The organism is Exiguobacterium sp. s121 (assembly GCF_018617245.1).
GTDB classification, from domain to species: domain Bacteria; phylum Bacillota; class Bacilli; order Exiguobacteriales; family Exiguobacteriaceae; genus Exiguobacterium; species Exiguobacterium profundum.
In genome coordinates, this window is sequence record NZ_JACSJV010000001.1 from 243,433 (window position 1) to 266,404 (window position 22,972).

Below are 22,972 nucleotides of genomic sequence, written 5' to 3' on the forward strand. Positions count from 1 at the left end.
GATGCTACGAACAAAGATTGCGTGGGCGATGACAGGGTTCATGTTGTTGCTTCTTCTCGTCTCCTTTGGCGTGACCTGGTTCGTCGCCAGGCAGGAAATTGTCGATTCGCGTTTTGACGTGTTACTGCAGGCGTTGAATCTCTTGGAAGAAGATGTCCGGAATAGCGATGCGGTATTGTCGCTTCATGAGGACAGTGTCGTGTTAGAACGTCAAGAAAACGGCGAATGGGGAATCATCGGGGGAGAAGTGCCAGACGGAACGACGTTTCCCATCAATTACGGGGAACCGGCCCTCATCGATGATTGGTTTGTGGTCGCGACGACGGATGGACTAGCGTTCGGCTTTCAGGATCGAGATGTGAGCAATACGATTCAAGCGCTCGCAACCATTTTTCTCGTCATGTTCTTCTTTGCTGTTCTCTTGACGTTCCTCGGGACGTGGTGGATTTTACGTCAAGGTCTGTCACCGTTACGCCGATTGACAGAAACGATGGAACGGATCACGGAGTCCGGTAAGTTAGAGACAATCGAAGTGGCTGACCGAAAAGATGAAGTGACGACTCTTTCGGACGGATTTAATCATATGATTGAGCGAGTCGAAGGGACGATGGAGCAACAACGTCGTTTCGTCGCCGATGTTTCACATGAACTCAAGACACCGTTGACCGTCATCGAGGGCTATGCGAAGTTATTACAACGATGGGGACAAGAAGATGAGAGTGTACGTGCCGAAGCGATTGACCATATTTTAACGGAGTCGCGTCAAATGCGAAATGATTTGATTGAACCTATGCTCGAATTGAATCGATTTGCTGCACTCGAACAGGTAGAGCGAGAAGAAATCGATTTAGCTGAACTTGGGGAATCAATAGGAGAACGTTTTTTGCGGTCGCACGGCGTCCATTTACCTATTGAAGCTACAGGAAGCTGGTTTGGTCATCGTGAGTCGTTACAGCGGATTCTTGTCATCCTATTAGACAATAGTTTGAAGTATGCGGAAGAGACGAGCCTTCATTTGAAAAGTGATCGAATTGAGGTACGCGATCGAGGACCGATTCTTTCGGATGATGTGAGGAATCGGCTGTTCGATCGATTCTACCGATTAGATGAAGCGCGCGATCGCAGTGGGAGCGGTCTTGGTCTCGCGATTGCGAAAGAAGTGGCGGACTTGAATGAGTGGACGATCGGGAGTAGATCGAATCATCCGGATGGCAGTATATTTTTTCTGACTCGATGATGAATATTTCGCATTTTCTCATCAACTTCTAATGAAGCCTTAAATATGCTCTCACGGAAGAGGCTTATGATGAAAATAAGAAGAACACATCATGAGGAGGAAACAAACATGAAACGCATCGGTTGGATTATCGGCGCATTATTAGCTGTCATGGCAATTGTTGGAATTGGATTTTACGTAAACGGGAATCAGACGGATACGGTCATTGTTCCACAAGCAATCAATCAAGCGAGTGACGATCGATCAACGGACAACCCAGATGACCCTGCTACATCGGATGGCTCAAGTAGCGCATCAGATGATTCGTCAGCAGCGCGAGTGGGGGATGGAGACGACTATGAACTATACGGGACGCTCGTGAAGTTATCGAAAGAAGATGTCACTATCAGCTTCAATGGAAAAGAGTCGACATACCCTTTAGCGGCGACACATGAAATCGATGACGATACACCGCAAGTGGGTGACCGGGTAAAACTCGAATTGAACCGAGATGATGAAGTGAAGGAAGTGGACCGTGAGAGTGGTGATGATGATGCGTATATTTACGGCACGCTCGTCAAACTCACAAATCAAGAAGTCACGATTAAGATCGATGGGAAAGACAACGTATATCCACTTGCCGCACGTTCTGAAATCGATGATGACACTCCGCGTGTCGGCGATCCTGTCAAACTTGAGCTAAATCAAGATGGGGCGGTCATTGAAGTCGATCGTGAATCAGAGGACGACCAGAATGAACAAGATGATTCTTCGCAGGACGACTCATCTCAAGATGACTCATCCGAGGATGAGCGAGAAGATGACTAATGAAGTGATAAAAAGGACTAATCTCTTAATGGATTAGTTCTTTTTTTGTTGCTAGACGTTGAAGCATAAAATGAGTTGGACCGCTTTCGTCAAATCATCAGAAACGTAATAATTCTGAAATCATCACAAAAATAGGTTCTATGTTATGATGTACAAGAAAAATTTAGGTGGTTTCCACCTAATTGGGAATGAGGAGGAACATCAATGCGTACGTATTGGGGAATCTTGCTCAGTTGTATCTTGTTGAGTGGATGTGGTGCCGAGACGTTGAACGCGATTGAATTACGTCCTTTGTCTTCCTATCGAGTCGAGCAAGATCCTGAGATACCGTTAATGAAACAAACACAAGAGAAGCTACTTACATACTGTGAGCGTCGTCCGACAGATGTCTTACCAGAGCGACGAGCCAAGGTGGCAGAAGTGACATTTCATCATCCGCTCTATGAAGTACTCGGGTCCAAAACGGTGAAATATTTTGCGGCGGGTGATGAACGTTACGTGACCTGCGCGAACAGCAATGAGTTGATGGAGCGAACGTTTGCCGTGGAGCCGATTCAAGCGTTTGAAGCGCTCGAACAAGAGCGCTTTCAAGAGTCGAAAGTGGTCTCGACAATTGAGTTTGAGCGCATCGATGACCTTGAATCGATTACAAGTACGTTCACATTGAACGAGACGCATGAAGAAGTAATGCCCGACTCGGCTTTCCGTTATACGACACCGGATACGGGAGCGATCTATGTGACGTTCGAGACGATTCGAAATGGGCGTACACTTGACCCGATCATTGAACCAAAACTATTCCCGTTTCAAAGCGGAGAGAATGAAGGGTATGTTTTCTTGACGAGGCGTGCCGATGATCGTCTCACCCTACAAATCGGAGAGGCGTCCTCGCTCAAACAACTCATCCTACCGAATATATATGAGGCTCCTTATATGAAAGTCGATCCGAAAGAAGAGCTCTCGCTAAAGGGAAATCATCGCGAACTCATGAAACGCATCATCTTATCTGATCGACCGATTGAAGGGGATGTGGCTGAAGAGACGTCGTTATCGTTATCGAAAACATATGGAACGGTCCTTGAAATTTGGGGGCATGTCCGTCGTCCAGTGACAAACAAGATGTCCACGCGCCCCGCCGAAAGGGAAACGCGCCTGGCAGTTTTTGAATCGGATCAAGATACAATCTGGCTAGACGGACCGAAAACGCAAGAGTTGTTTGACACCTTGTCTCATATTCAGCCGCATGAAAAACCGTCTACAGCTATCAAAATCGGAGACTTGCATCTGTATGAAGAATTGACTGAGCAATCCTTTGACGTATGGAAAACGGAAACAGAACTCTATTTAGTCGATCAACACACATCTCAATCGTATGAACTTCCGGGCAATGATTATTTCCAGGTCATTCAACCATAAGTGGCGTCTGACCTTTGATAAAATAGAAGTTGGCTCTACCCATCTCAACAGAGTTAGGGTACAATGCTCGAGAGAGAATGAGAGAGGAGTGAAGCAAGATGGGAAAAGTACATGTTTATGACCATCCTTTGATTCAGCACAAAATGACGATTATGCGTAAAGTAGAGACGGGGACGAAGCAGTTCCGTGAACTCGTCGACGAAGTTTCTTCACTTATGGCATACGAAATCACGCGCAGCCTACCCCTAACAGACGTAGAAATCGAGACACCGGTCTCTGTTTCCACGCAAAAGATGATTGCCGGCAAGAAATTGGGAATCGTCCCTATTTTACGTGCAGGACTTGGTATGGTGGATGGGTTCCTCAAAATGATGCCGAACGTAAAAGTCGGTCATATCGGTCTTTACCGCGATCCGGAAACACTTGAGCCACACGAATACTACTTGAAACTTCCGACAGACGTCACAGAACGCGACTTTATCGTTGTTGACCCGATGCTCGCGACAGGTGGTTCGGCTGTTGATGCGATTGCATCACTCAAGAAACACGGAGCGAAGTCAATCAAGTTGGCATGCCTTTGCGCAGCACCAGAAGGCGTAGAGCGTGTACAAGCAGAACATCCGGATGTAGAGATCTATCTTGCTGCACTCGATGAAAAATTAAATGACCACGGTTATATCGTTCCTGGACTTGGGGATGCGGGTGACCGTTTGTTTGGTACGAAGTAATGACTTAAAAGCGAGAATCGCCTATGCGATTCTCGCTTTTTTTACGATTGACACTGAATAATATTTATCATTTACGGATGTCACAAAATAGACACAAAACTAGAGCGAGAAGAATGGCGAACTGGGATGGAATTTATCTATTCTTTCTTATTTAAATAGAATCCCTCGATTTCGAATATAAAACCAGGATTGAGAAAGGGATTTTGAACAGTATGAGATTCCTCACAAAAAAATGGGCGAAATCGCTCGACATGGTAAAAACATCCTCGGTATACTGATACAGGACGTTGAAAACGATTTCAAAATGAAGTCAACAGACGTTTCGTAACTCTTTGTGAACGTAAGCGTTTACTGATTGAATTTTCCAAAACGTGGGGGTATAACTGAACTATTCTTCATCTGATTCCGTTTGTGAAATGTTATAAAGTCAACATTTTTATTTCAACGTTTCTTCACACTTTCTTAAAAAAGTGCTTTGATCGTTTAGTTTATGAAGTGCGTAAAACTATTGATACGACTTGATTTAAAGCGCTTTTATAATTGTGAAATTCATTGACTTCTTATGCCATTTCTATTACTCTGAACTTGTGTGACTTTTGATGGTCACGCGAGTGTGAATTCGTGAAGAACAAGGGAGCACGTGAGACTCGAAAGGGGGATTTGGATGGCGAAAAAAGACAATCGTTATCTATCCTATGCCTCGCTCGCTTCACAAATCTCGACAGCACTTGCTGGACCGATTGTCATCGGTTATCTCGTCGGACAGTACGGCGAAAGACGTGAATTTTGGGGCACGTTTGGTTGGAATGTGTCGATTATCCTTGGACTCGTGTTCGGGGTTACGGCGCTAGTTCTCACCCTTCGGAGTTTATTGACAGGAGAGGACGAATGAATACGATTCAAGCAGACAGAAAAGCACAAAAAGAGTTGATGAAGCGTTATACGAAATGGTTTACCATTTGGTTTGCAATTTTGTTAGTTGGCGCCTTCATCGTCCCGATGTACAAAGCCGTTTTTCTCGGATTGTTCATCGGCGGGGTCGGGAGTCTCATCATTCTACATATGCAGAATCGAAGTGTCATACGTATGTATGACGTCATCGAGCATGGACGACGACCAAAGTCGCACGGGACCGTTTCAAGAATGGCGGTCGGTGCGTTAGCAGTGATAGTCGGTCTTCTCTACGAGGATCGAGTGTCCGTCATCGCGGTGGTAACTGGTCTAATCGCCGGCCACATCATACAATTTGGCGAGTTTACACTTGCCCAGCTCAGCAGGAAAAGAGGTGAATATTAATGGGTCATGAGTTTCCCACATATTCTCTGCACTTTGGGGACTATACGTTATACGGGAGCTGGACGAACGTCATTACAGTGCTAGTTGCAGCGTTACTCGTCTTCGTATTCGCCATTTGGGGGACAAGACGTTTGGCAATGAAGCCGACTGGCAAACAAAACTTCATGGAATTCTTCGCGGAGTTCGTACGTGGAATCATCGCAAGTGCGATGGACTGGAAGACAGGAGGACGCTTTATTGGATTTGGGATGACGTTGATTTTGTTCATTCTCTTCTCAAACTTGATGGGTCTACCGTTTAACGTCATTTCCGGACACTATTTGTGGTTCAACTCACCGACAGCCGATCCTTACGTAACCTTGGCGTTGTCGACACTCGTCGTTGCAATGTCGCACTATTACGGGGTGAAACTGCACGGATTGAAACACTATTCGGCGGAATTCGTAAAACCAGTCTGGTTCTTGCTTCCGATCAAATTGATCGAGGAGTTTGCGAACACGTTGACGCTCGGTTTGCGTCTATACGGTAACATCTTTGCCGGTGAAATCATGATTACCATCATCTTGGGACTCGCGATTACAGCCGAAGGCGCACTCAACCCGCTCGGTGCAATCTTTGCGGTCTTCCCAATGATTCTATGGCAAGGTTTCTCAATCTTTATCGGGGTTATCCAATCCTACATTTTCCTGACGCTTGCAATGGTGTACATCGGGCACAAAGCTTCGGCCGAACATTGATTCGGACATCTCGCCAAAGCGTTACAATCAAATTATTTACTTAACTTTTAGGAGGAATATACACAATGGAACAACTTAATCTTCTCGCAACAGCACTTGTTATCGGACTTGGAGCACTCGCAGCTGGTATCGGTAACGGTTTGATCGTATACGGAACAGTACAAGGACAAGCACGTCAACCAGAACTCAAAAACGAACTTCGTCAAACAATGTTCATCGGTATCGGTTTGGTTGAGGCCCTCCCGATCATCGGTGTGGCTGTCGGTTTCCTTCTCCTCAACTCTTGATTCCGAGTTAACGAGAATAGCATGAGAGGGAGCACGTCTCCCTCACTTATTTAGTCAAGAGGAGGGTATGCATGGATACGATGATGATTGCAGCTGGTGCTGGCGGCGAAGGCCTCCGCATTCTGGATATGATCTTTACAATTTTCACATTCCTCGTACTCTTGGCCCTGTTGAAGAAATTTGCTTGGGGACCACTCCTTGGAATGATGAGACAGCGTGAAGAGTATGTAGCGAACGAAATTGAACTCGCTGAAAAGAGCCGCAAAGATGCGGAACATTATGTCGTTGAACAACGTGATGCACTCAGTGCAGCACGTACTGAGTCAAAAGAAATGCTCGACGCAAGCCGTCGACAAGCAGAAGCAGAACAAGCACGCTTGGTGGAGCAGGCGCGTTTGGAAGCCGAACAAATTAAAATCGAGGCAGAGAAAGCGATTGAGCGCGAGCGTGAGCTTGCGAAACAATCTCTTCAAACGGAAGTCGTCACACAGGCACTTTCGGCAGCACGCCACGTCCTTCAAACAGACCTTAAAGGTGATGAAGCGAAACAGCGTGCCCTCGTCACAGACTTCCTGTCTAAAGCGAAAGGTGCGAACTGATGAACGCATCATTAGCAAAACGCTATGCCAAAGCGCTCTTCGACTTAGCGCGGGAACAAGGCACGCTCGACCAAGTCGAAGCGGAAGTGCGTCTGCTCGATGAAGTGCTCCACGCGACTCCTGAACTCATGGATCTCTTAACGAATCCGGCAGTCAGTGACAGCGAGCTTGCACAGCTTTTAAAAGACAGCTTTGGTGATATGACGGCGATTGTCGTGAACACACTTCTCGTCATGGTCGAAAATGACCGTGCGGCAGAGGTTCGCGCATTGCCACGTTACGTCCGCGAATTTATCAACGACTATCGTGGAATTGCAGAGGGTATTGTCACAAGCGCCTACCCATTGTCGGCAACAGACTTGAAAGACGTCGAACTCGTCTTCGGACAGAAGCTCGGGAAGACGCTCCAATTGAATAACGTCGTCGATGAAGAAGTCATCGGTGGACTCCGTGTCCAAGTCGGATACACGACGTACGATGATACGATCGAAACGAAACTTACACGCCTTGAGCGTGAATTGTTGAATGCGTAAGAAATAGGGGTGAATTCAATGACAATCAAAGCTGAAGAAATCAGCGCCCTGCTAAAAGAACGAATCGCTTCGTACGGTTCTGAAATCGAAGTCAGCGAGACAGGTACAGTCATTCAAGTAGGTGACGGTATCGCTCGTGCACACGGACTCGATAACGTTATGGCGGGGGAACTCGTAGAGTTCTCTAACGGCGTAATGGGCTTGGCGCAAAACTTAGAAGAAGGTAACGTCGGGATTATCATCCTTGGCGATTACAAAGGCATCAAAGAAGGCGATTCTGTCAAACGTACAGGTCGCATCATGGAAGTTCCAGTTGGTGAGGCACTCCTCGGACGTGTCGTCAACCCACTCGGACAACCAATCGATGGTCTTGGACCAATCGTGACTGACAACTATAACCCGATCGAGCGTAAAGCTTACGGCGTTATGGCACGTAAATCGGTTCACGAACCACTTCAAACAGGAATTAAGGCGATTGACGCCCTCGTTCCAATCGGTCGTGGTCAGCGTGAGCTCATCATCGGTGACCGTCAGACAGGTAAAACATCTGTTGCCATCGATACGATTATCAACCAAAAAGAAGAGAACATGATTTGTATCTACGTTGCTATCGGTCAGAAAGAATCGACTGTACGTGGCGTAGTAGAGACGCTTCGTCAAAACGGAGCGCTCGACTATACAATCGTCGTTTCGGCATCGGCATCACAGCCGGCACCACTTCTTTACCTCGCACCATTCGCAGGGGTATCGATGGGTGAGTACTTCATGGATCGCGGACAACACGTCCTCGTCGTTTATGATGACCTTTCGAAACAAGCGGCAGCTTACCGTGAGCTCTCGCTCCTTCTCCGTCGTCCTCCAGGCCGCGAAGCCTACCCAGGGGATGTCTTCTACCTCCACTCACGCCTTCTTGAGCGTGCAGCGAAGTTGAACGACGAACTCGGCGGTGGTTCATTGACAGCACTTCCGTTCATCGAGACACAAGCATCGGATATCTCAGCATATATCCCGACAAACGTTATCTCGATCACAGACGGTCAGATCTTCCTTCAGTCGGACCTCTTCTTCTCTGGGGTACGCCCAGCAATCAACGCCGGTCTCTCAGTATCACGTGTTGGTGGTTCGGCACAGGTGAAAGCGATGAAGAAAGTTGCTGGTACACTTCGTCTTGACCTCGCGTCTTACCGTGAGCTCGAAGCGTTCGCTCAGTTCGGATCAGATCTCGACAAAGCGACACAATCGAAGTTGAACCGTGGTCAGCGTACGGTTGAAGTCTTGAAACAAGACTTGAACGCACCGCTTTCTGTAGACAAGCAAGTTATCATCATCTACGCACTCACGAAAGGTCATCTCGATGACATCCCAGTCACAGACATCCGTCGTTTCGAAACAGAAATGAACGCATGGCTCGACCAAAACCGTAAAGACCTCTGCCGTGAAATCCGTCAGACAGGAAACCTTCCTTCAGACGAGGCAATGGTCGACGCAATTACGGAATTCAAAAAGACGTTCTCGCCATCGGTTTAATCCGGTGACGAGCGTCTATTAAGGTGGTGAATCGAAATGGCATCATTACGTGAGATCCAGATGCGGATCACCTCGACCCAAAGCACGAAGCAAATCACGAAAGCGATGAACATGGTGTCGGCATCAAAGTTGAACCGGGCCCAAGGGAACAACGCCAACTTCAAGCCGTACATGGACAAGTTGCAAGAAGTCATCTCGTCGATCGCCGGTGGTACATCAGGCGCGACACACCCGATGCTTCAAGTACGTCCCGTCAAACGGACTGGTTATATCGTCATCACGTCAGACCGCGGACTCGCAGGTGGATACAACGCCAGCGTCTTGCGTGACGTGTACCGTGAACTCAAAGACAAGCACACATCAACAGATGAGTATCGTCTTTACGTAATCGGGAAAGTCGGTGTCCAGTTCTTCAAGTCACGCAACATTCCGGTGTATAGCGCGATGACAGGGCTAAACGACCAACCAACTTTTGTTGAAGTCGCAGAAATCGTCAAACAGACGGTAGGTGCCTTCAGCGAGGGCGAGATTGATGAATTGAAGCTTTGCTACAACTCGTTCATCTCGGTCATCAGCCAAGAAGTGAAGATTCAACAATTGCTCCCGCTCGGGGATATCGAACAGTCCGCATCCAATGTGATGTATGAATACGAACCAGAAGAAGAAACGATCTTAGCGGCGCTCCTCCCACGTTATGCGGAAGGACTCATCTACGGCGCATTGCTCGATGCGAAAGTGTCAGAGCACGCAGCCCGGATGACGGCGATGTCGAGTGCGACAGACAATGCGGATGAACTCATTCGCGGACTCAAACTCAAATTCAACCGCGCGCGTCAAGCAGCGATCACACAAGAAATCACAGAGATTGTCGGAGGTGCGTCGGCGCTTGAATAAGCGCACGCCCTCTAGATTGTAGGAGGCTAACACGATGAACGAATACGGCATGAAAGGCCGCGTAGTCGCAGTCATGGGCCCAGTTATCGACGTAAAGTTCGACAACCACTTACCGAACATCTACAACGCTCTCAAAGTCACACACGTGGCAGCGACAGCGGACGATGTTAGTGTCGACTTGACGCTCGAAGTAGCTGTTCACCTTGGTGACGACACGGTCCGTACGATTGCGATGGACTCAACTGACGGCGTTCGCCGCGGTATGGAAGTACTTGACTTAGGATCACCGATTTCGGTACCAGTTGGAGAAGCGACACTTGGACGTGTCTTCAACGTTCTCGGTAACCCGATCGATGATAAAGAAGTGGCAGCTGACGTGCTTCGTGCACCGATTCACCGTCAAGCGCCAACATTTGACGAATTGTCAACGAAAGTTGAAATCCTTGAAACAGGGATTAAAGTCGTCGACCTTCTCGCACCATACATCAAAGGTGGTAAAATCGGCCTCTTCGGTGGTGCCGGTGTAGGGAAAACCGTCCTCATCCAGGAACTCATCAACAACATCGCGCAAGAGCACAGCGGGATTTCTGTATTCGCAGGAGTCGGTGAGCGTACGCGTGAAGGGAATGACTTGTTCCACGAGATGACGGACTCAGGCGTTATCAAGCAAACAGCGATGGTCTTCGGTCAGATGAACGAACCACCTGGTGCACGTCTCCGTGTTGCCTTGACTGGTTTGACAATGGCAGAGTACTTCCGTGACGAGCAAGGACAAGACGTTCTTCTCTTCGTTGATAACATCTTCCGTTTCACACAAGCAGGTTCTGAGGTTTCAGCCCTTCTCGGACGTATGCCATCGGCGGTAGGTTACCAGCCGACACTTGCGACTGAAATGGGTATGCTTCAAGAGCGAATCACATCGACTGCAAAAGGATCGGTAACTTCGATTCAAGCGGTTTATGTACCAGCCGATGACTACACGGACCCGGCTCCGGCAACAACGTTCGCCCACCTTGATGCAACAACAAACCTTGAGCGTCGTCTTTCGGAGATGGGGATTTACCCAGCCGTTGACCCGCTCGCATCGACTTCACGTGCCCTCTCTCCTGAAATCGTAGGGAAAGAGCACTATGAGGTTGCACGTAACGTTCAACAGACGCTTCAGCGTTACAAAGAACTTCAAGACATCATCGCTATCCTCGGGATGGACGAGTTGTCTGAAGACGACAAACTCACGGTTCACCGTGCACGTCGTATTCAGTTCTTCTTATCACAAAACTTCCACGTGGCTGAGCAGTTCACGGGCCAAAAAGGTTCGTACGTGCCAGTCAAAGAGACAGTACGCGGCTTCAAAGAGATCCTCGAAGGTAAACACGACGATCTTCCTGAAGATGCATTCCGTCTCGTCGGTCCAATCGAAGACGTCATCGAAAAAGCGAAGACGTTGGTCTAAGACCTACGCGGAAGGGGGAAACTAGACGATGAATACTGTTCACGTCAACGTCGTCACCCCGGATGGTGCAGCCTTTGAAGGAGACGCACGAATGGTCATCGCCAAATCGGTCACTGGTGAGCTTGGTATTTTGCCAAAGCACATCCCGATGGTGACGCCACTCGACGTCTCAGTCCTCAAGCTGCGCCACGAAGATGGTGGACGCACGCTGATCGCAATCAGCGGCGGTTTCATGGAAGTTCGTCCCGACACGGTGACGATCTTAGCTGAAACAGCCGAAATGGCGGATAAGATCGACTATGATCGCGCTTCTGCGGCGAAAGTTCGTGCCGAGCGTCGTCTTCAAGACACGAAGCTCTCGGAACTCGAATTCCGTCGTGCGGAACTTGCGCTCAAAAAAGCGATCAACCGCTTAAGCATTCGCGATATGAAAGAATAAGAATGACTCTCACACGAAAGTGTGGGAGTTTTTTTGTTGTTTTTTGGAAAAGATGGGTCTTTTGTCGTGCTTCTAAATGACGGGACTAGTAAAAAATATATGGAAGAAGACCGATAATAAAGGTGGGAACTACCGTAAAGGAGATTAGGGAATGAAAGTTTACGTTGCGCGACAACCAATTTTTGACCAACAATTACGCGTTTGCGGCTACGAATTGTTATATCGCCGCAGCGAAAATAATATTTTTGAGAACGTAGATGATTCGTTGGCAACAGCTGACGTCATTCATAACGCTTACCTTGTGTTCAATTTTCGGGAATTGACAGAAGGGACGCGCGCGTTCATCAATTTCCCTCAGACGTTGATTGAAGGGGAAGTGCCTTCGTTGCTACCACGTCAATCGCTCGTCGTCGAAGTGCTCGAACATGTCGAACCGACGGAGAAAGTATTACAGTCTCTCCGCTCGTTAAGACGTCAAGGTTATACGATTGCACTGGATGATTTCGTATTTGAAGAGAAATATCGCCCATTGATTGGACTCGCCGACATCATCAAAATCGACTATCAAGCGACCCCAGTCGATCAACAGCAAAAATTGATTGATGCGCTCGGACACCGAGTCGAATTTTTGGCGGAAAAAATCGAGACACCCGCAGAGTATGAGATTGCGAAACGACTCGGATATAAAATGTTCCAAGGGTACTTCTTTAGTCGTCCCATCGTGGTGCACGGGGCCGAAGTGCATCCGTTGCGTCACACGCTCATTGAAATGTTGAAAGAGCTCGATTGTCCGGAACCGAGTTTTCGACGGATTTCAGCGCAAATTGAGCGAAGTGTCGACCTATCCTATAAGATGCTCCGTACGGTCAATACGGTGTATCAAAAAGGTCGTCGAACGATTGAATCAATCGAGCAAGCCGTCGCGCGAATCGGACTAGATGAGTTGAAACGATGGTCTTATTTGATGCTTCTTCGAGAGATGCAGACGTCTGAATCGAAAGAACTGATTAAACAGAGTGTCATTCGCGGAAAAATGATGGAGTTGATTGCGGAGGATACATTGACAGATGTATTACCGTTTGATGCATTCATTACGGGAATCTTTTCATCACTCGACGTCATTCTCGATGAGGCAATGCAAACGTTGATTGCAGAGCTTCCGGTGGCGCCTCCTGTAAAGGCAGCGTTACTCGGTGAACAGAACGGTTTGCGAAAGTTGTTAGAGGATGTCATCGACTACGAACAGTTGACGATTCCGCTCCATAACACAGATTCGGATTGGTCTCAATATTACGTCGAAGCGATTCGCTGGTCTCGTAGCCTTGACGAATCGATTGAATAATGTTTGAAATATGTGAGGGGCGTCAATTACTGTAGTAAGACCTTACTGCTGATGACGTCCCTTTTGGTGTGCTTGTAGAGAAAGTGAGTTGATCGAATGGTTCAAACCGCTCGAAGCTTAAGACCCTAAGTCTTTTTTTCTCTAACATGTCATGATATGATTGAAAATGGTACGAATTTTAGAAAAGAGGGGAATCGTCGATGGTCAATACCGTATTTTCGCTAGCGATTTATATCATAGCGATCTACGTCGCTTGGTGGGCACTCTTACCCGTCAAATGGGATAAGTTGCTCAATCAAGTGAGGAGTCCGCAAGCTGCTGTCTTGCGCGTTCTCGTAGCGGTTGTCTTCGGTTCACTGATTGCCCAGTTCTTTTTGGAGTACATTCGACTGGCGCAGGCGCTCGCACCTATACAGTAGTCGCAGAATATTTAACAAACTGTAATCCTGCTGTAACGACTCCTATATGATTATCATGTAGGATAAATTCGTCTGACATGATGTTTTTTTCATTCAATTTGCACTTATTTATTATTCAGATTGATTAATGAATGAAAAATCATCACGTTTTGCAAACCATTCAAATAATCGACATCATCACATCCGGATTCGGATATCGACGCACTATATAAAAAAACAATGAAGTTGGAGGACAAAGAGAGATATGAAGGATTTGATCGTAGTCCGTGGAGGACGTAAACTGTCAGGTACTGTGCGCGTTGAGGGAGCAAAAAACGCCGTACTCAAAACATTGGTTGCCACTCTATTAGCTAGCGAAGGAAAGTCAATCTTACAAAACGTACCACGTCTTGCTGACGTGTACACGATTAACAAAGTACTTCGTCACCTCGGTGCAGAGGTATCGTTCAATGAAGAAAAGAATGAAGTAACTGTCGATGCGTCGGGCGACATCAAAGATGAAGCACCGCTTGAGTACGTGCGGAAGATGCGTGCTTCAATCCTCGTCATGGGACCTCTTCTTGCCCGTCTCGGTCACGCTCGTGTAGCAATGCCGGGCGGATGCTCAATCGGCTCACGTCCGATTGACCTCCACTTAAAAGGATTCGAAGCGATGGGTGCGAAAACGGTCATCGGAAACGGATTCGTAGAAGCTTCTGTAGAAGGCCGTCTCCAAGGTGCTAAAATCTACTTGGACTTCCCATCTGTTGGTGCGACAGAGAACATCATGATGGCAGCTGTGCTTGCAGAGGGTACGACTATCATCGAGAACGTTGCAAAAGAACCTGAGATCGTCGACCTTGCGAACTTCTTAAACGGAATGGGCGCACACGTTCGCGGTGCAGGTACAGAAACAATCCGCATCGAAGGTGTAGAAACACTTCGCGGTGCAGAACACTCGATTATTCCAGACCGTATCGAAGCAGGTACGTTCCTCGTTGCTGGTGCGATCACAGGTAGTGACATCGAAGTCATCGGTGCAGAACGTGAGCACCTTCGTCCATTGATTTCAAAAATGGAAGAAATGGGTGTCCACTTCGAGGATACGGCAGAAGGCATGCGTGTCACGGCACCAGACGAATTGAAGCCGGTTGATGTGAAGACGATGCCACACCCAGGATTCCCGACAGACATGCAGTCACAAATGATGGCACTCGTCTTGAAAGCGGGCGGTACATCTGTCATCACGGAAACGGTGTTTGAGAATCGCTTTATGCACGTCGAAGAGTTCCGTCGTATGAACGCGGACATTAAGATTGAAGGACGTTCAGCAATCGTCAAAGGTGGCGTACGCCTTCAAGGAGCGGAAGTTGTCGCAACGGACCTTCGTGCCGGAGCAGCACTTATTCTAGCAGGTCTCATCGCGGAAGAAGAGACACGCGTTGGAGATTTATATCATATCGACCGTGGATACGTTGACTTCCACAAGAAACTTCAAGCACTCGGTGCTGACATCGAGCGTATTGAAGGAACTGTCGAAGTTGCTGAAGAAATGGTTCAGAACTAAGAAACGAGCACGAATTAGAGGGCGAGGAGAGACTCTTCTCGCTCTTTTCAATGAAGAAACGAACGGAGGAACCTATACATCATGTTTTCAAAAGATATCGGGATTGATTTAGGGACAGCAAACGTTGTCATTCACGTCAAAGGGAAAGGAATCGTCTTAGACGAACCTTCAGTCGTTGCGATAAAACGCTCTACAGGAAAAGTACTAGCAGTCGGTTCAGAAGCGTATGAGATGGTTGGTCGTACACCTGGTGATATCGTGGCGATCCGTCCTCTCCGTGACGGAGTCATCGCCGATTTCGCCACAACAGAAGAAATGCTCCGTCACTTCATCGAGAAAATTCAAGTCCGAGGCTTCTTCGGAGGCATCCGCATGCTGATTTGTACACCTGCGAACGTCACGCCGGTTGAAGCAAAAGCCATTCGTGAAGCTGCTGAGAAAGCTGGCGCGAAAGAAGTCTTCCTCGCCGTCGAACCAAAAGCTGCGGCAGTCGGTTCAGGCATGGATATTTGGAAGCCGGTTGGTCACATGATCATTGACATTGGTGGTGGGACGACCGACGTCGCCATTTTATCAATGGGAGACATCGTCTGCGGTGAGACTATCAAGATTGCAGGGGATCGCTTCGATACGGACATCCTTCGTGCCATCAAAGAGAAGCACAAGCTGATCATCGGAGAACGTACGGCTGAACAAATCAAGAAAGAAATCGCGACGGTCTTCCCAGGAGGGCGTAACGAATCGATGGATATTCGTGGACGTGACATGGTACGTGGATTGCCTCGTACGGTGACCATTACGTCAGAAGAACTTCGTGAAGCGATGGCTGAATCAGCTAATGAAATCGTCGAAGCAGCGAAGCGTGTCCTTGAACAGACACCACCAGAACTTGCAGCGGATATCATCGACCGCGGAATCATCATGACAGGTGGGGGATCACTCCTTCACGGTCTTGACCAACTCGTCGCAGAGCGTGTCATGTTGCCGGTCATGATGGCCGAGGAGCCGACACTCAGTGTCGCGCACGGAACGGGGATCATGCTCGAAAACTTAGATCGATTGAAATAAACAGACAAGCGACCGCGTGCGGTCGCTTGTTTTTTGTATGTTCAACTCAATATTTCGGAGACGAGTGCCAACACGTTACCTTCAGAATCTTTGAAGAAACTCATCCACGTTTCTGTCGTCCCCATTTTTGCCACACAGTGTGGTTCATCAATGAAAGTCACTCCTGCATTTTTCAACTGAGCATAAGCGTCATCGATGGATGCGATACTCAAATAGAGAATTGGACTTGATTTTGCAAAAACATCATTCTCTGGAGGGGACAACATGAGGCGAATGCCCCCACAGTCGAAAAATGCGAGCAATCCTGCTTGAAAGAGAAAGGGTACCTCAAGCGTGTCTCGATAGAATTGAACGGCACGGTCTAACTCTTTGACAGGGATGTAGATTTGTTTAATTTGTTGAATGAGGCTCATGGGATTCATCCTTTCAATATGTATTTGAAACAGGAAGGGGTAACTCTGATTCAAGTTGACGTTGGAGACGGTTGGTAAGTCCTGTTGGGTGAGACATTAAGCCGATAGAAATATGTAATGGGAATAGGGTATGTAAGTCGCTAGGATAATATGAGCCATCTCGAGGTAACGTATGATTGACAATCCGAGAGACCCCTGAGGAATGGTCAATGTTTAAGACGATTGGAGCAGACATTCCGGTCCCTCGCTCAAGTTGTTGATGGTTAGGATAATATTCTTGTAGAAGCACCCATACATACACTTCCTGTCGAGTCGTACTCGTCCCGAGGATTTGATAGCTGGCATAAACATCCCCACCGAAATTAGGAGACATGACTTGAGTTGTCAAGTAGCGCTCCAACACGTTCTGATTGACGTCGACGGATTGGGTAAGCGTGACAAATGATTCATCCGTCAAGGCAGCATAGAGCAAAGCACTCAATATCCATGTACAAAATGTCGTTATGATCAACTTTTTCAAATAAGCGCCTCCCAATACCGATGTGATGAATCATATATGTCCATCATATCTAAAGAGGATACGAATATATAGGTCATTCGTGGGAAAAATTGTATATAATGAAATCATTAATCAATGAGAGGGGAATCATGATGGCACCGATTCACTAATAGACTGAACAGAATAATCAAATAGAATCGGAGGACATCATGAACAAACCACTTACACTCATTACTGGCGTCAGTCGCAATCAAGGCATCGGTGCTGCGATTGCGCGAAAACTTGCTTCTGAAGGACATGACTTGTACTTGACGCACTGGAGTCCGTTTGACGCTAAAGAAGGAATCGGGGAAGAAATTGGCTTCATCGAACGATTGGTTCAAGAACTGACTGAAGAAGGGACCCGTGTCGAGCATGAGGCATACGATTTGGCTTCAGGAGACGAGGTCGGATTACTTGATCGAATGGAAGCTAAACTTGGTATACCGAGCAGGCTAATCCATAACGCGACCTATGAGCGACATGTCAACGTTGAGAACTTTACAACCGACGTATTGAGAAAACATTACCTGGTGAATAACGAAGGGACACTCGGACTCACCTTTGCGTTTATTGAGCGCTATAAACAAGCGGGACATCAAGATGGGCGAATCCTGTTCTTCGTATCGGGGGGACCGGATGCGAATAACCTGGCCTACATCGCAACGAAAGGTGCATTGATTGCCATCACACCTGCGTTGGCGAATGGATTAGGAGAATACGGCATTTCGGTGAATGCGTTCGATCCGGGACCGACGGATACGGGTTGGATCAATGACGAACTTCGCGAACACTTGCTACCATTATTTCCTTACAAGCGAATGGGGACGCCTGAAGATACGGCTCGCTTCGTCGCTTTCTTGATGGGCCCAGACGGCGCATGGGTGAATGGCCAACATCTTCACGTTGACGGAGGGTTTACTGGGCGCTAATAGAGAACGTTCGATGGATACAATAAAAAAAAAGACATCTCACTTTAAGTGTGAGATGTCTTTTTTCAATGCCATGTATAGTCTTTATCAACAAATAAACGATTTTTTAAGTCTGTTTTAGAAATTGAAGGATTAGGTGCATCAAGCCAATCGTAATAATCACAGGCACAGGAATCACCAAGTTCGATAGAATAGCCATTATTTATTGTATTAACAGTTATATCGAGTTCATGTTCAGCTAACGTCTTTTTCAATCGATAAATCGTGTTGTATACGTTGTGTAAGGCGCGTTGTGGTTCATCGATGTCCGGGTAAAGGGTTTCGGCAAGCACCCACTTATTAATGACCTGCTTACGATGAAAAACTAAGTAGGCAAATAACTCCTCTGTTTTTTGTGTTGGCCACTTCACAAGATTTCCATCTTGTGTTCGTACCGAAAAACGATCTAGAAATTGTATGCGACAAGATTGATTGAGATTCTTTTGTTGAATCGCCTCATAGCGCTGGATGATACGCGGAATGACGTTATGAATCATCTGCTCTGTGATGGGCTTCAACAAGTAATGCGTGGCATGCAAATTGAACGCTTCAACGGCATACTGTTGATGGGCGGTCGTGAAGACGACTTGTGTCCGTTCCGGCAAATAGGTCGCCAATTCGAGTCCCGTCATTTCAGGCATCTCGATATCTAAAAAGACAAGGTCTACCGGGTGCTCTTGAATAAAAGTGAGAGCTTGAACCGGACTTTGGAATGAACCAATCCACTCAAGAGACGGCTCCTCTTTTACAATCCGCTCCATCATTCCTAAAATATGATGTTCATCTTCAATTAAAATCGTACGCATCTAAATGATTCGTCCTTTCCTGTTTTGGTAAACGCAGGTGAATGGTGGTGCCTTTTTTCAAAGTGGAAGCTAAGTCAAACGTTGCACCATGAAGGTGTTCGATTCGACTTTTAATATTGCAAATCCCAATCCCAGATGTTTTGTTTGATACGTTTGGATCAAACCCACTCCCTGTATCTTGAACATAAACCTCAATCATTCCGTTTCGTTCCTGGATAGAAAGTGTCAATCGCTTTTGTCCTGGGTGTCGATAGAGACCATGTCGCACGGCATTTTCAACGAGTGGTTGAATCAATAAAGGTGGAATCGAACAGTCGAGAAGAGATTCATCAATTTCTTTCTCGACGTAGAACGAATCACGAAACCGTGTCTGTTCAATGGCGAGATACGAGTCAATCATATCGACTTCTTGACGAATCGATATCTCATTTTCAGTTCGACCATTTTCAAAAATGAAGCGGACATAAGTGCTCAAGTGACTGAGTAGACGAGCAGCATCGGGTGGAGATGTGTAACAGAGTGCAATCACATTCCCGAACGTATTGTAAAGGAAGTGAGGTTTGATTTGAGCATTAAAGAAGGACATCTCGTGCTGAGAAGCCAACACCTCGACTTGTTGCTTTTTCCTTTTGTCGGTAGACAAGTGAATCGGTAGAAGTAAAAACATCAATAGGAAATAGATGATGGTAAACGTATTGGCGTACAGCTGCTGATTGGGCGAGACGATGAACGTCGACGTCATGATTCCGATATACCCGACGAGTTGGGCGAGCGTGAAGGTTAGTAACTCGAGCGGATTGCCTGTCTTGTACTTTTCAAGAAGCCATCCAATATTCAATCCGACCCAGAAGAACGTGATAAATAAAACGATCATCCATACAAAGTATTCATACACTTCGTAAACGGAAGAGGGCAGGAAGATGGCTAGTACAGTCAATCCATATAGTGGATATCTCGAAATGGCCAAAAACCGGTCAAATGACACACGTTCCAAACATCGCGAAAACTCGATTAACATGATGATGCTCAGTAAGGCTAAACTTAACGTCAACTTATCACTACCCGAGATCCACATGCCGTCTCGGGACATGATTGAAAAACTCGTCAAAAAAAAGAAAGCTGTTCCGAAACCATACAACCGTTCATTTCGGTGAAAGAGATAGACGATGGCATAGAACATGGCAATCAAAAGTGAAATGAGCAACATGAAAAATTCGTAGCCGGCATAAGCATTTTGAGTGGTCATGATGGCATGTAACGGTCCGACCAATATACTTTCTTCGATGGGTGCGAAATTACCTGCCTGTCGTTCATGTTGAATCGTCAGTCGGAATTGTTTTGTCTCATCATCGAGCAGGAGGAGAGACGGCTGCTCGACGAGACGATTGTTTCCAATTTGTATCGTTTCAACCATTTTCCCATCTATCAAAATCTTAGAGGATGATAGGGACTTTGGAATGAGCAAGGCATACGTACCGGTTGGCAACGCGATATCGAGTTCGTAGGTAGATTCACGATAAGGGGTTGTAAACGGAATGGTTCGATAGGAGCGACGATCAACTTGGCTGACAATTCCTGACTCATAACGCCATGAGCCGTCTAGTCGTAAAATCTCTTCGTCAACAGTAGAAGAGAGAAGAGAAGCTTCGCCCTTGTCAACGGTGACGGTTGGATTAATCGACTGATGTCGAATCAATAAAGTGAGACTGACGCCAATCAACATCACAAGGATGAAGATAAACGTCATTCGATTACGCGTCATGTGCACATTCCCTTCAATCTTTGTGAGTTTCTTGTGAGGTCCTTCCGTTATTCTTCCTATTAGGTGAATGGATTTTTGAAGTGACTCTCCGTCTCATCATCGTACCCGAACTTTTTTTGTTTGAACAGAAAAAGTCATTCACCGTACGAGGTGAAGCATTCTAAGAGTGAAGGAAGAAGGCATTCCATGAAACGTTGGATTGAACAACGCATTAGTCGACAAGTTATGACAATTTTCTATATATTGATTGCCTTAGTGACGCTCACGTCAATTGGAACCTATTTTTATACACAGCAATCGATTCAAGAGACGACCGTAAAATTAGAAAGAATCAGTGAGCAACGTGCACGGGCGACAGACCTGTTTGAAACGTGGCAATCGATGCAATATGAATTACGAGGGCACGTCCTGCTAGGAGAAAGTGCGCTATTAGAAGAAGTAAGAACAGCTCAAACGAACATCGACGAGCAAACGACATGGTTCGAGACACAAGCAAGAAACGCGGAAGAAGTACAGTTCGCAGAGGATGCGAGACTTCTCTTCTCCATTTATACAACACGCGTCATGCCGGCACTTGAAGAATATGTGGTTGCGAAGCAGGCAGGAGAAATTGATGAATCCTTCCTGCAAATGCGTACGGTCGGGCAATTCATGCCGAAAAATGAAACGTCGACTCAGACGCGATTTAAATTGAACTCAAGTAGTGCTGCCGATATGAGCGCGAGCATCGTCGATATGGAGTCGGTCTTTACCGACTATCGACAAAATCTTGATTTTCAAGAAAGTGAATTGCGAGATGCGCTGTCAAAACAGTTGGTGAAAGCCCAATGGATGTGGCTTTTGATTCTACTCGGGGCATTGTTCATATTGTTTGTCGGGTTGCAGCCATATATTTTAAGGTTGACCAATCAACTGCAGACGCTGATGGTTAACAGTGAGCGACTTGCGAGTAATCCGAGTGCAACGCTCATCCCGATTAAACCGCTACAAAACGAAGTCGGACAACTGTCGAAAGCGTTTAATGAGATGGCGACCTCACTTAGGAGCCAACAAGATCAAGTGAATCTCGAACGAGAGAAGACCGCTCGAATTTTGCACACGATGCGCGATTCTATCGTCTACACGGAACTCAAGACGAATGAACGCTTTGGGAACAGTGCGCTCTTTGAGTTATATGAACATCCGATTCCATCAACAGAACGGGGCAGTCTATACCCGATTGCGATGTATTACCCGATGTTCATGAACCAGATTGATGATCAAGAGGGACTGAATCGCTTCACGAAGCGTGCTAAAGAAGAAGGTATGTTCGACGAAGCGTTCACGTATACGATGCATGAGGGTCAGAAAACGATTCGCATGTACGCCGAACCGATTGATCTTCAAAATGAACGTGTAGGTGTCATCTTCGTTTCACGAGATATTACCCAGGAAACAGAAATCAATCGCTTGAAAACAGAGCTTGTAGCGACAGTATCACATGAGCTTCGGACGCCCCTTACCTCGATTCTTGGTTTTTCAGAACTGCTCAAAAGTCGTCAATTGGAAAACACGAAGCGAGAGCGCTATTTAGACATGATTGCGAGTGAGACAAAGCGGCTCGAACGACTCGTGAGTGACTTGCTAGATGTTCAAAAAATGGAGGCGGGTATGAGCGTACCTGACTTTAAAGTAGAGAGTCTATATGATTTATTATCAGATCTACTCGAAATCCACGCAGGGTCGACGGAGCATCATTTCTTCCACTTTGATTGTGATGAATCGCTATTCGTCGCGGGAGATCCGGCCCAATTACGTCAAGTATTCTCGAACATCTTGAACAATGCCATCAAGTATTCTCCACGCGGTGGGAATGTGACAGTCGATGTCACGTGTGAAGATGACACGATTCAAATCGGGATCACGGATGAAGGGTTAGGACTTTCGGAAGAAGATGCAACACGAATCTTTGATAAATTTTATCGTTCGGCATCGGAAGAAAGTAAACGCATTGGTGGAACCGGATTAGGTTTAGCAATCTGTAAAGAAATCGTTCAACTGCACGGTGGTACCATCTCTGTTCAATCTCAACTAGGAGAAGGAACGACGATGATTGTCGAGTTACCGATGGTCGACCATGTCAATGAAGAGAGTTCATCCTAATTTATGGGATGA

The 22,972-nt window shown here is 46.7% G+C and carries 24 protein-coding genes; 20 read left to right on the forward strand and 4 right to left on the reverse strand.

Annotated features, from left to right (window positions below):
- Position 1 precedes the first annotated feature (1 nt).
- The 18 genes from KOG47_RS01380 to mreB all read left to right on the forward strand — a co-directional run bounded on the left by KOG47_RS01380 (position 2) and on the right by mreB (position 16,328).
- On the forward strand, positions 2-1,237 hold the full coding sequence (locus KOG47_RS01380; RefSeq protein WP_196431273.1) for a sensor histidine kinase: 1,236 nt from the start codon (positions 2-4) through the stop codon (positions 1,235-1,237).
- Positions 1,238-1,345: 108 nt separating this feature from the next.
- On the forward strand, positions 1,346-2,044 hold the full coding sequence (locus KOG47_RS01385) for a hypothetical protein (protein WP_196431272.1): 699 nt from the start codon (positions 1,346-1,348) through the stop codon (positions 2,042-2,044).
- A 204-nt stretch (positions 2,045-2,248) separates the two neighbouring features.
- Positions 2,249-3,460, forward strand: coding sequence for a hypothetical protein (locus tag KOG47_RS01390; RefSeq protein WP_215243628.1), 1,212 nt, complete (start codon positions 2,249-2,251; stop codon positions 3,458-3,460).
- 98 nt (positions 3,461-3,558) lie between these two features.
- Positions 3,559-4,188, forward strand: coding sequence for a uracil phosphoribosyltransferase (gene upp, locus KOG47_RS01395; protein ID WP_012727364.1), 630 nt, complete (start codon positions 3,559-3,561; stop codon positions 4,186-4,188).
- 664 nt (positions 4,189-4,852) lie between these two features.
- Positions 4,853-5,080, forward strand: a complete 228-nt coding sequence (locus tag KOG47_RS01400; RefSeq protein ID WP_012727363.1) for a hypothetical protein — start codon at positions 4,853-4,855, stop codon at positions 5,078-5,080.
- Positions 5,077-5,484, forward strand: a complete 408-nt coding sequence (locus KOG47_RS01405) for an ATP synthase subunit I (protein WP_074035722.1) — start codon at positions 5,077-5,079, stop codon at positions 5,482-5,484. The genes KOG47_RS01400 and KOG47_RS01405 overlap by 4 nt, the downstream gene beginning before the upstream one ends.
- Positions 5,484-6,221, forward strand: a complete 738-nt coding sequence (gene atpB / locus KOG47_RS01410) for a F0F1 ATP synthase subunit A (protein WP_074035724.1) — start codon at positions 5,484-5,486, stop codon at positions 6,219-6,221. The genes KOG47_RS01405 and atpB overlap by 1 nt, the downstream gene beginning before the upstream one ends.
- 65 nt (positions 6,222-6,286) lie before the next feature.
- The gene (gene atpE / locus KOG47_RS01415; protein ID WP_012727360.1) at positions 6,287-6,508 is read left to right on the forward strand and encodes a F0F1 ATP synthase subunit C; all 222 of its coding nucleotides are present in this window, start codon (positions 6,287-6,289) and stop codon (positions 6,506-6,508) included.
- Positions 6,509-6,579: 71 nt separating this feature from the next.
- Positions 6,580-7,107: a F0F1 ATP synthase subunit B gene (gene atpF, locus KOG47_RS01420; protein ID WP_074035726.1), complete on the forward strand. Its 528-nt coding sequence runs from the start codon at positions 6,580-6,582 to the stop codon at positions 7,105-7,107.
- The gene (locus tag KOG47_RS01425; protein ID WP_159562972.1) at positions 7,107-7,640 is read left to right on the forward strand and encodes a F0F1 ATP synthase subunit delta; all 534 of its coding nucleotides are present in this window, start codon (positions 7,107-7,109) and stop codon (positions 7,638-7,640) included. The genes atpF and KOG47_RS01425 overlap by 1 nt, the downstream gene beginning before the upstream one ends.
- Before the next feature lie 18 nt (positions 7,641-7,658).
- The gene (gene atpA, locus KOG47_RS01430; protein ID WP_074035730.1) at positions 7,659-9,167 is read left to right on the forward strand and encodes a F0F1 ATP synthase subunit alpha; all 1,509 of its coding nucleotides are present in this window, start codon (positions 7,659-7,661) and stop codon (positions 9,165-9,167) included.
- 36 nt (positions 9,168-9,203) lie between these two features.
- A complete protein-coding gene (gene atpG / locus KOG47_RS01435) occupies positions 9,204-10,061 on the forward strand; it encodes an ATP synthase F1 subunit gamma (RefSeq protein ID WP_012727356.1) in 858 nt (285 codons plus the stop codon).
- A gap of 34 nt (positions 10,062-10,095) precedes the next feature.
- Positions 10,096-11,514, forward strand: a complete 1,419-nt coding sequence (gene atpD / locus KOG47_RS01440) for a F0F1 ATP synthase subunit beta (RefSeq protein ID WP_012727355.1) — start codon at positions 10,096-10,098, stop codon at positions 11,512-11,514.
- A 28-nt stretch (positions 11,515-11,542) separates the two neighbouring features.
- The gene (locus KOG47_RS01445) at positions 11,543-11,953 is read left to right on the forward strand and encodes a F0F1 ATP synthase subunit epsilon (RefSeq protein ID WP_012727354.1); all 411 of its coding nucleotides are present in this window, start codon (positions 11,543-11,545) and stop codon (positions 11,951-11,953) included.
- A 151-nt stretch (positions 11,954-12,104) separates the two neighbouring features.
- The gene (locus KOG47_RS01450) at positions 12,105-13,295 is read left to right on the forward strand and encodes an EAL and HDOD domain-containing protein (protein ID WP_159562970.1); all 1,191 of its coding nucleotides are present in this window, start codon (positions 12,105-12,107) and stop codon (positions 13,293-13,295) included.
- 200 nt (positions 13,296-13,495) lie between these two features.
- Positions 13,496-13,714, forward strand: coding sequence for a DUF1146 family protein (locus KOG47_RS01455; protein ID WP_031422262.1), 219 nt, complete (start codon positions 13,496-13,498; stop codon positions 13,712-13,714).
- A gap of 244 nt (positions 13,715-13,958) precedes the next feature.
- Entirely contained in the window at positions 13,959-15,260 is a 1,302-nt protein-coding gene (gene murA / locus KOG47_RS01460) for a UDP-N-acetylglucosamine 1-carboxyvinyltransferase (RefSeq protein WP_012727351.1), read from the forward strand.
- An 81-nt stretch (positions 15,261-15,341) separates the two neighbouring features.
- Positions 15,342-16,328: a rod shape-determining protein gene (gene mreB, locus KOG47_RS01465; protein WP_074035738.1), complete on the forward strand. Its 987-nt coding sequence runs from the start codon at positions 15,342-15,344 to the stop codon at positions 16,326-16,328.
- Positions 16,329-16,369: 41 nt separating this feature from the next.
- Here mreB and KOG47_RS01470 read toward each other — a convergent pair whose 3' ends face one another.
- Positions 16,370-16,741, reverse strand: a complete 372-nt coding sequence (locus tag KOG47_RS01470; protein ID WP_196431269.1) for a VOC family protein — start codon at positions 16,739-16,741, stop codon at positions 16,370-16,372.
- Between the two features lie 13 nt (positions 16,742-16,754).
- A complete protein-coding gene (locus tag KOG47_RS01475; RefSeq protein WP_196431268.1) occupies positions 16,755-17,261 on the reverse strand; it encodes a hypothetical protein in 507 nt (168 codons plus the stop codon).
- A gap of 188 nt (positions 17,262-17,449) precedes the next feature.
- Here KOG47_RS01475 and KOG47_RS01480 point away from each other — a divergent pair, with 188 nt between their 5' ends.
- A complete protein-coding gene (locus tag KOG47_RS01480) occupies positions 17,450-18,211 on the forward strand; it encodes an SDR family oxidoreductase (RefSeq protein WP_196431267.1) in 762 nt (253 codons plus the stop codon).
- A gap of 65 nt (positions 18,212-18,276) precedes the next feature.
- Here the strand turns inward: KOG47_RS01480 and KOG47_RS01485 are convergent, their stop codons facing one another.
- Positions 18,277-19,056, reverse strand: a complete 780-nt coding sequence (locus KOG47_RS01485) for a response regulator (protein ID WP_159562966.1) — start codon at positions 19,054-19,056, stop codon at positions 18,277-18,279.
- Positions 19,037-20,818, reverse strand: coding sequence for a sensor histidine kinase (locus tag KOG47_RS01490; protein WP_196431266.1), 1,782 nt, complete (start codon positions 20,816-20,818; stop codon positions 19,037-19,039). Before KOG47_RS01490 ends, KOG47_RS01485 begins: the two co-directional genes overlap by 20 nt.
- A 186-nt stretch (positions 20,819-21,004) precedes the next feature.
- Here KOG47_RS01490 and KOG47_RS01495 point away from each other — a divergent pair, with 186 nt between their 5' ends.
- Positions 21,005-22,960 (forward strand): HAMP domain-containing sensor histidine kinase, encoded by a 1,956-nt coding sequence (locus tag KOG47_RS01495; protein WP_215243629.1) that lies wholly within the window; start codon positions 21,005-21,007, stop codon positions 22,958-22,960.
- The last annotated feature ends 12 nt before the right edge of the window (positions 22,961-22,972 follow it).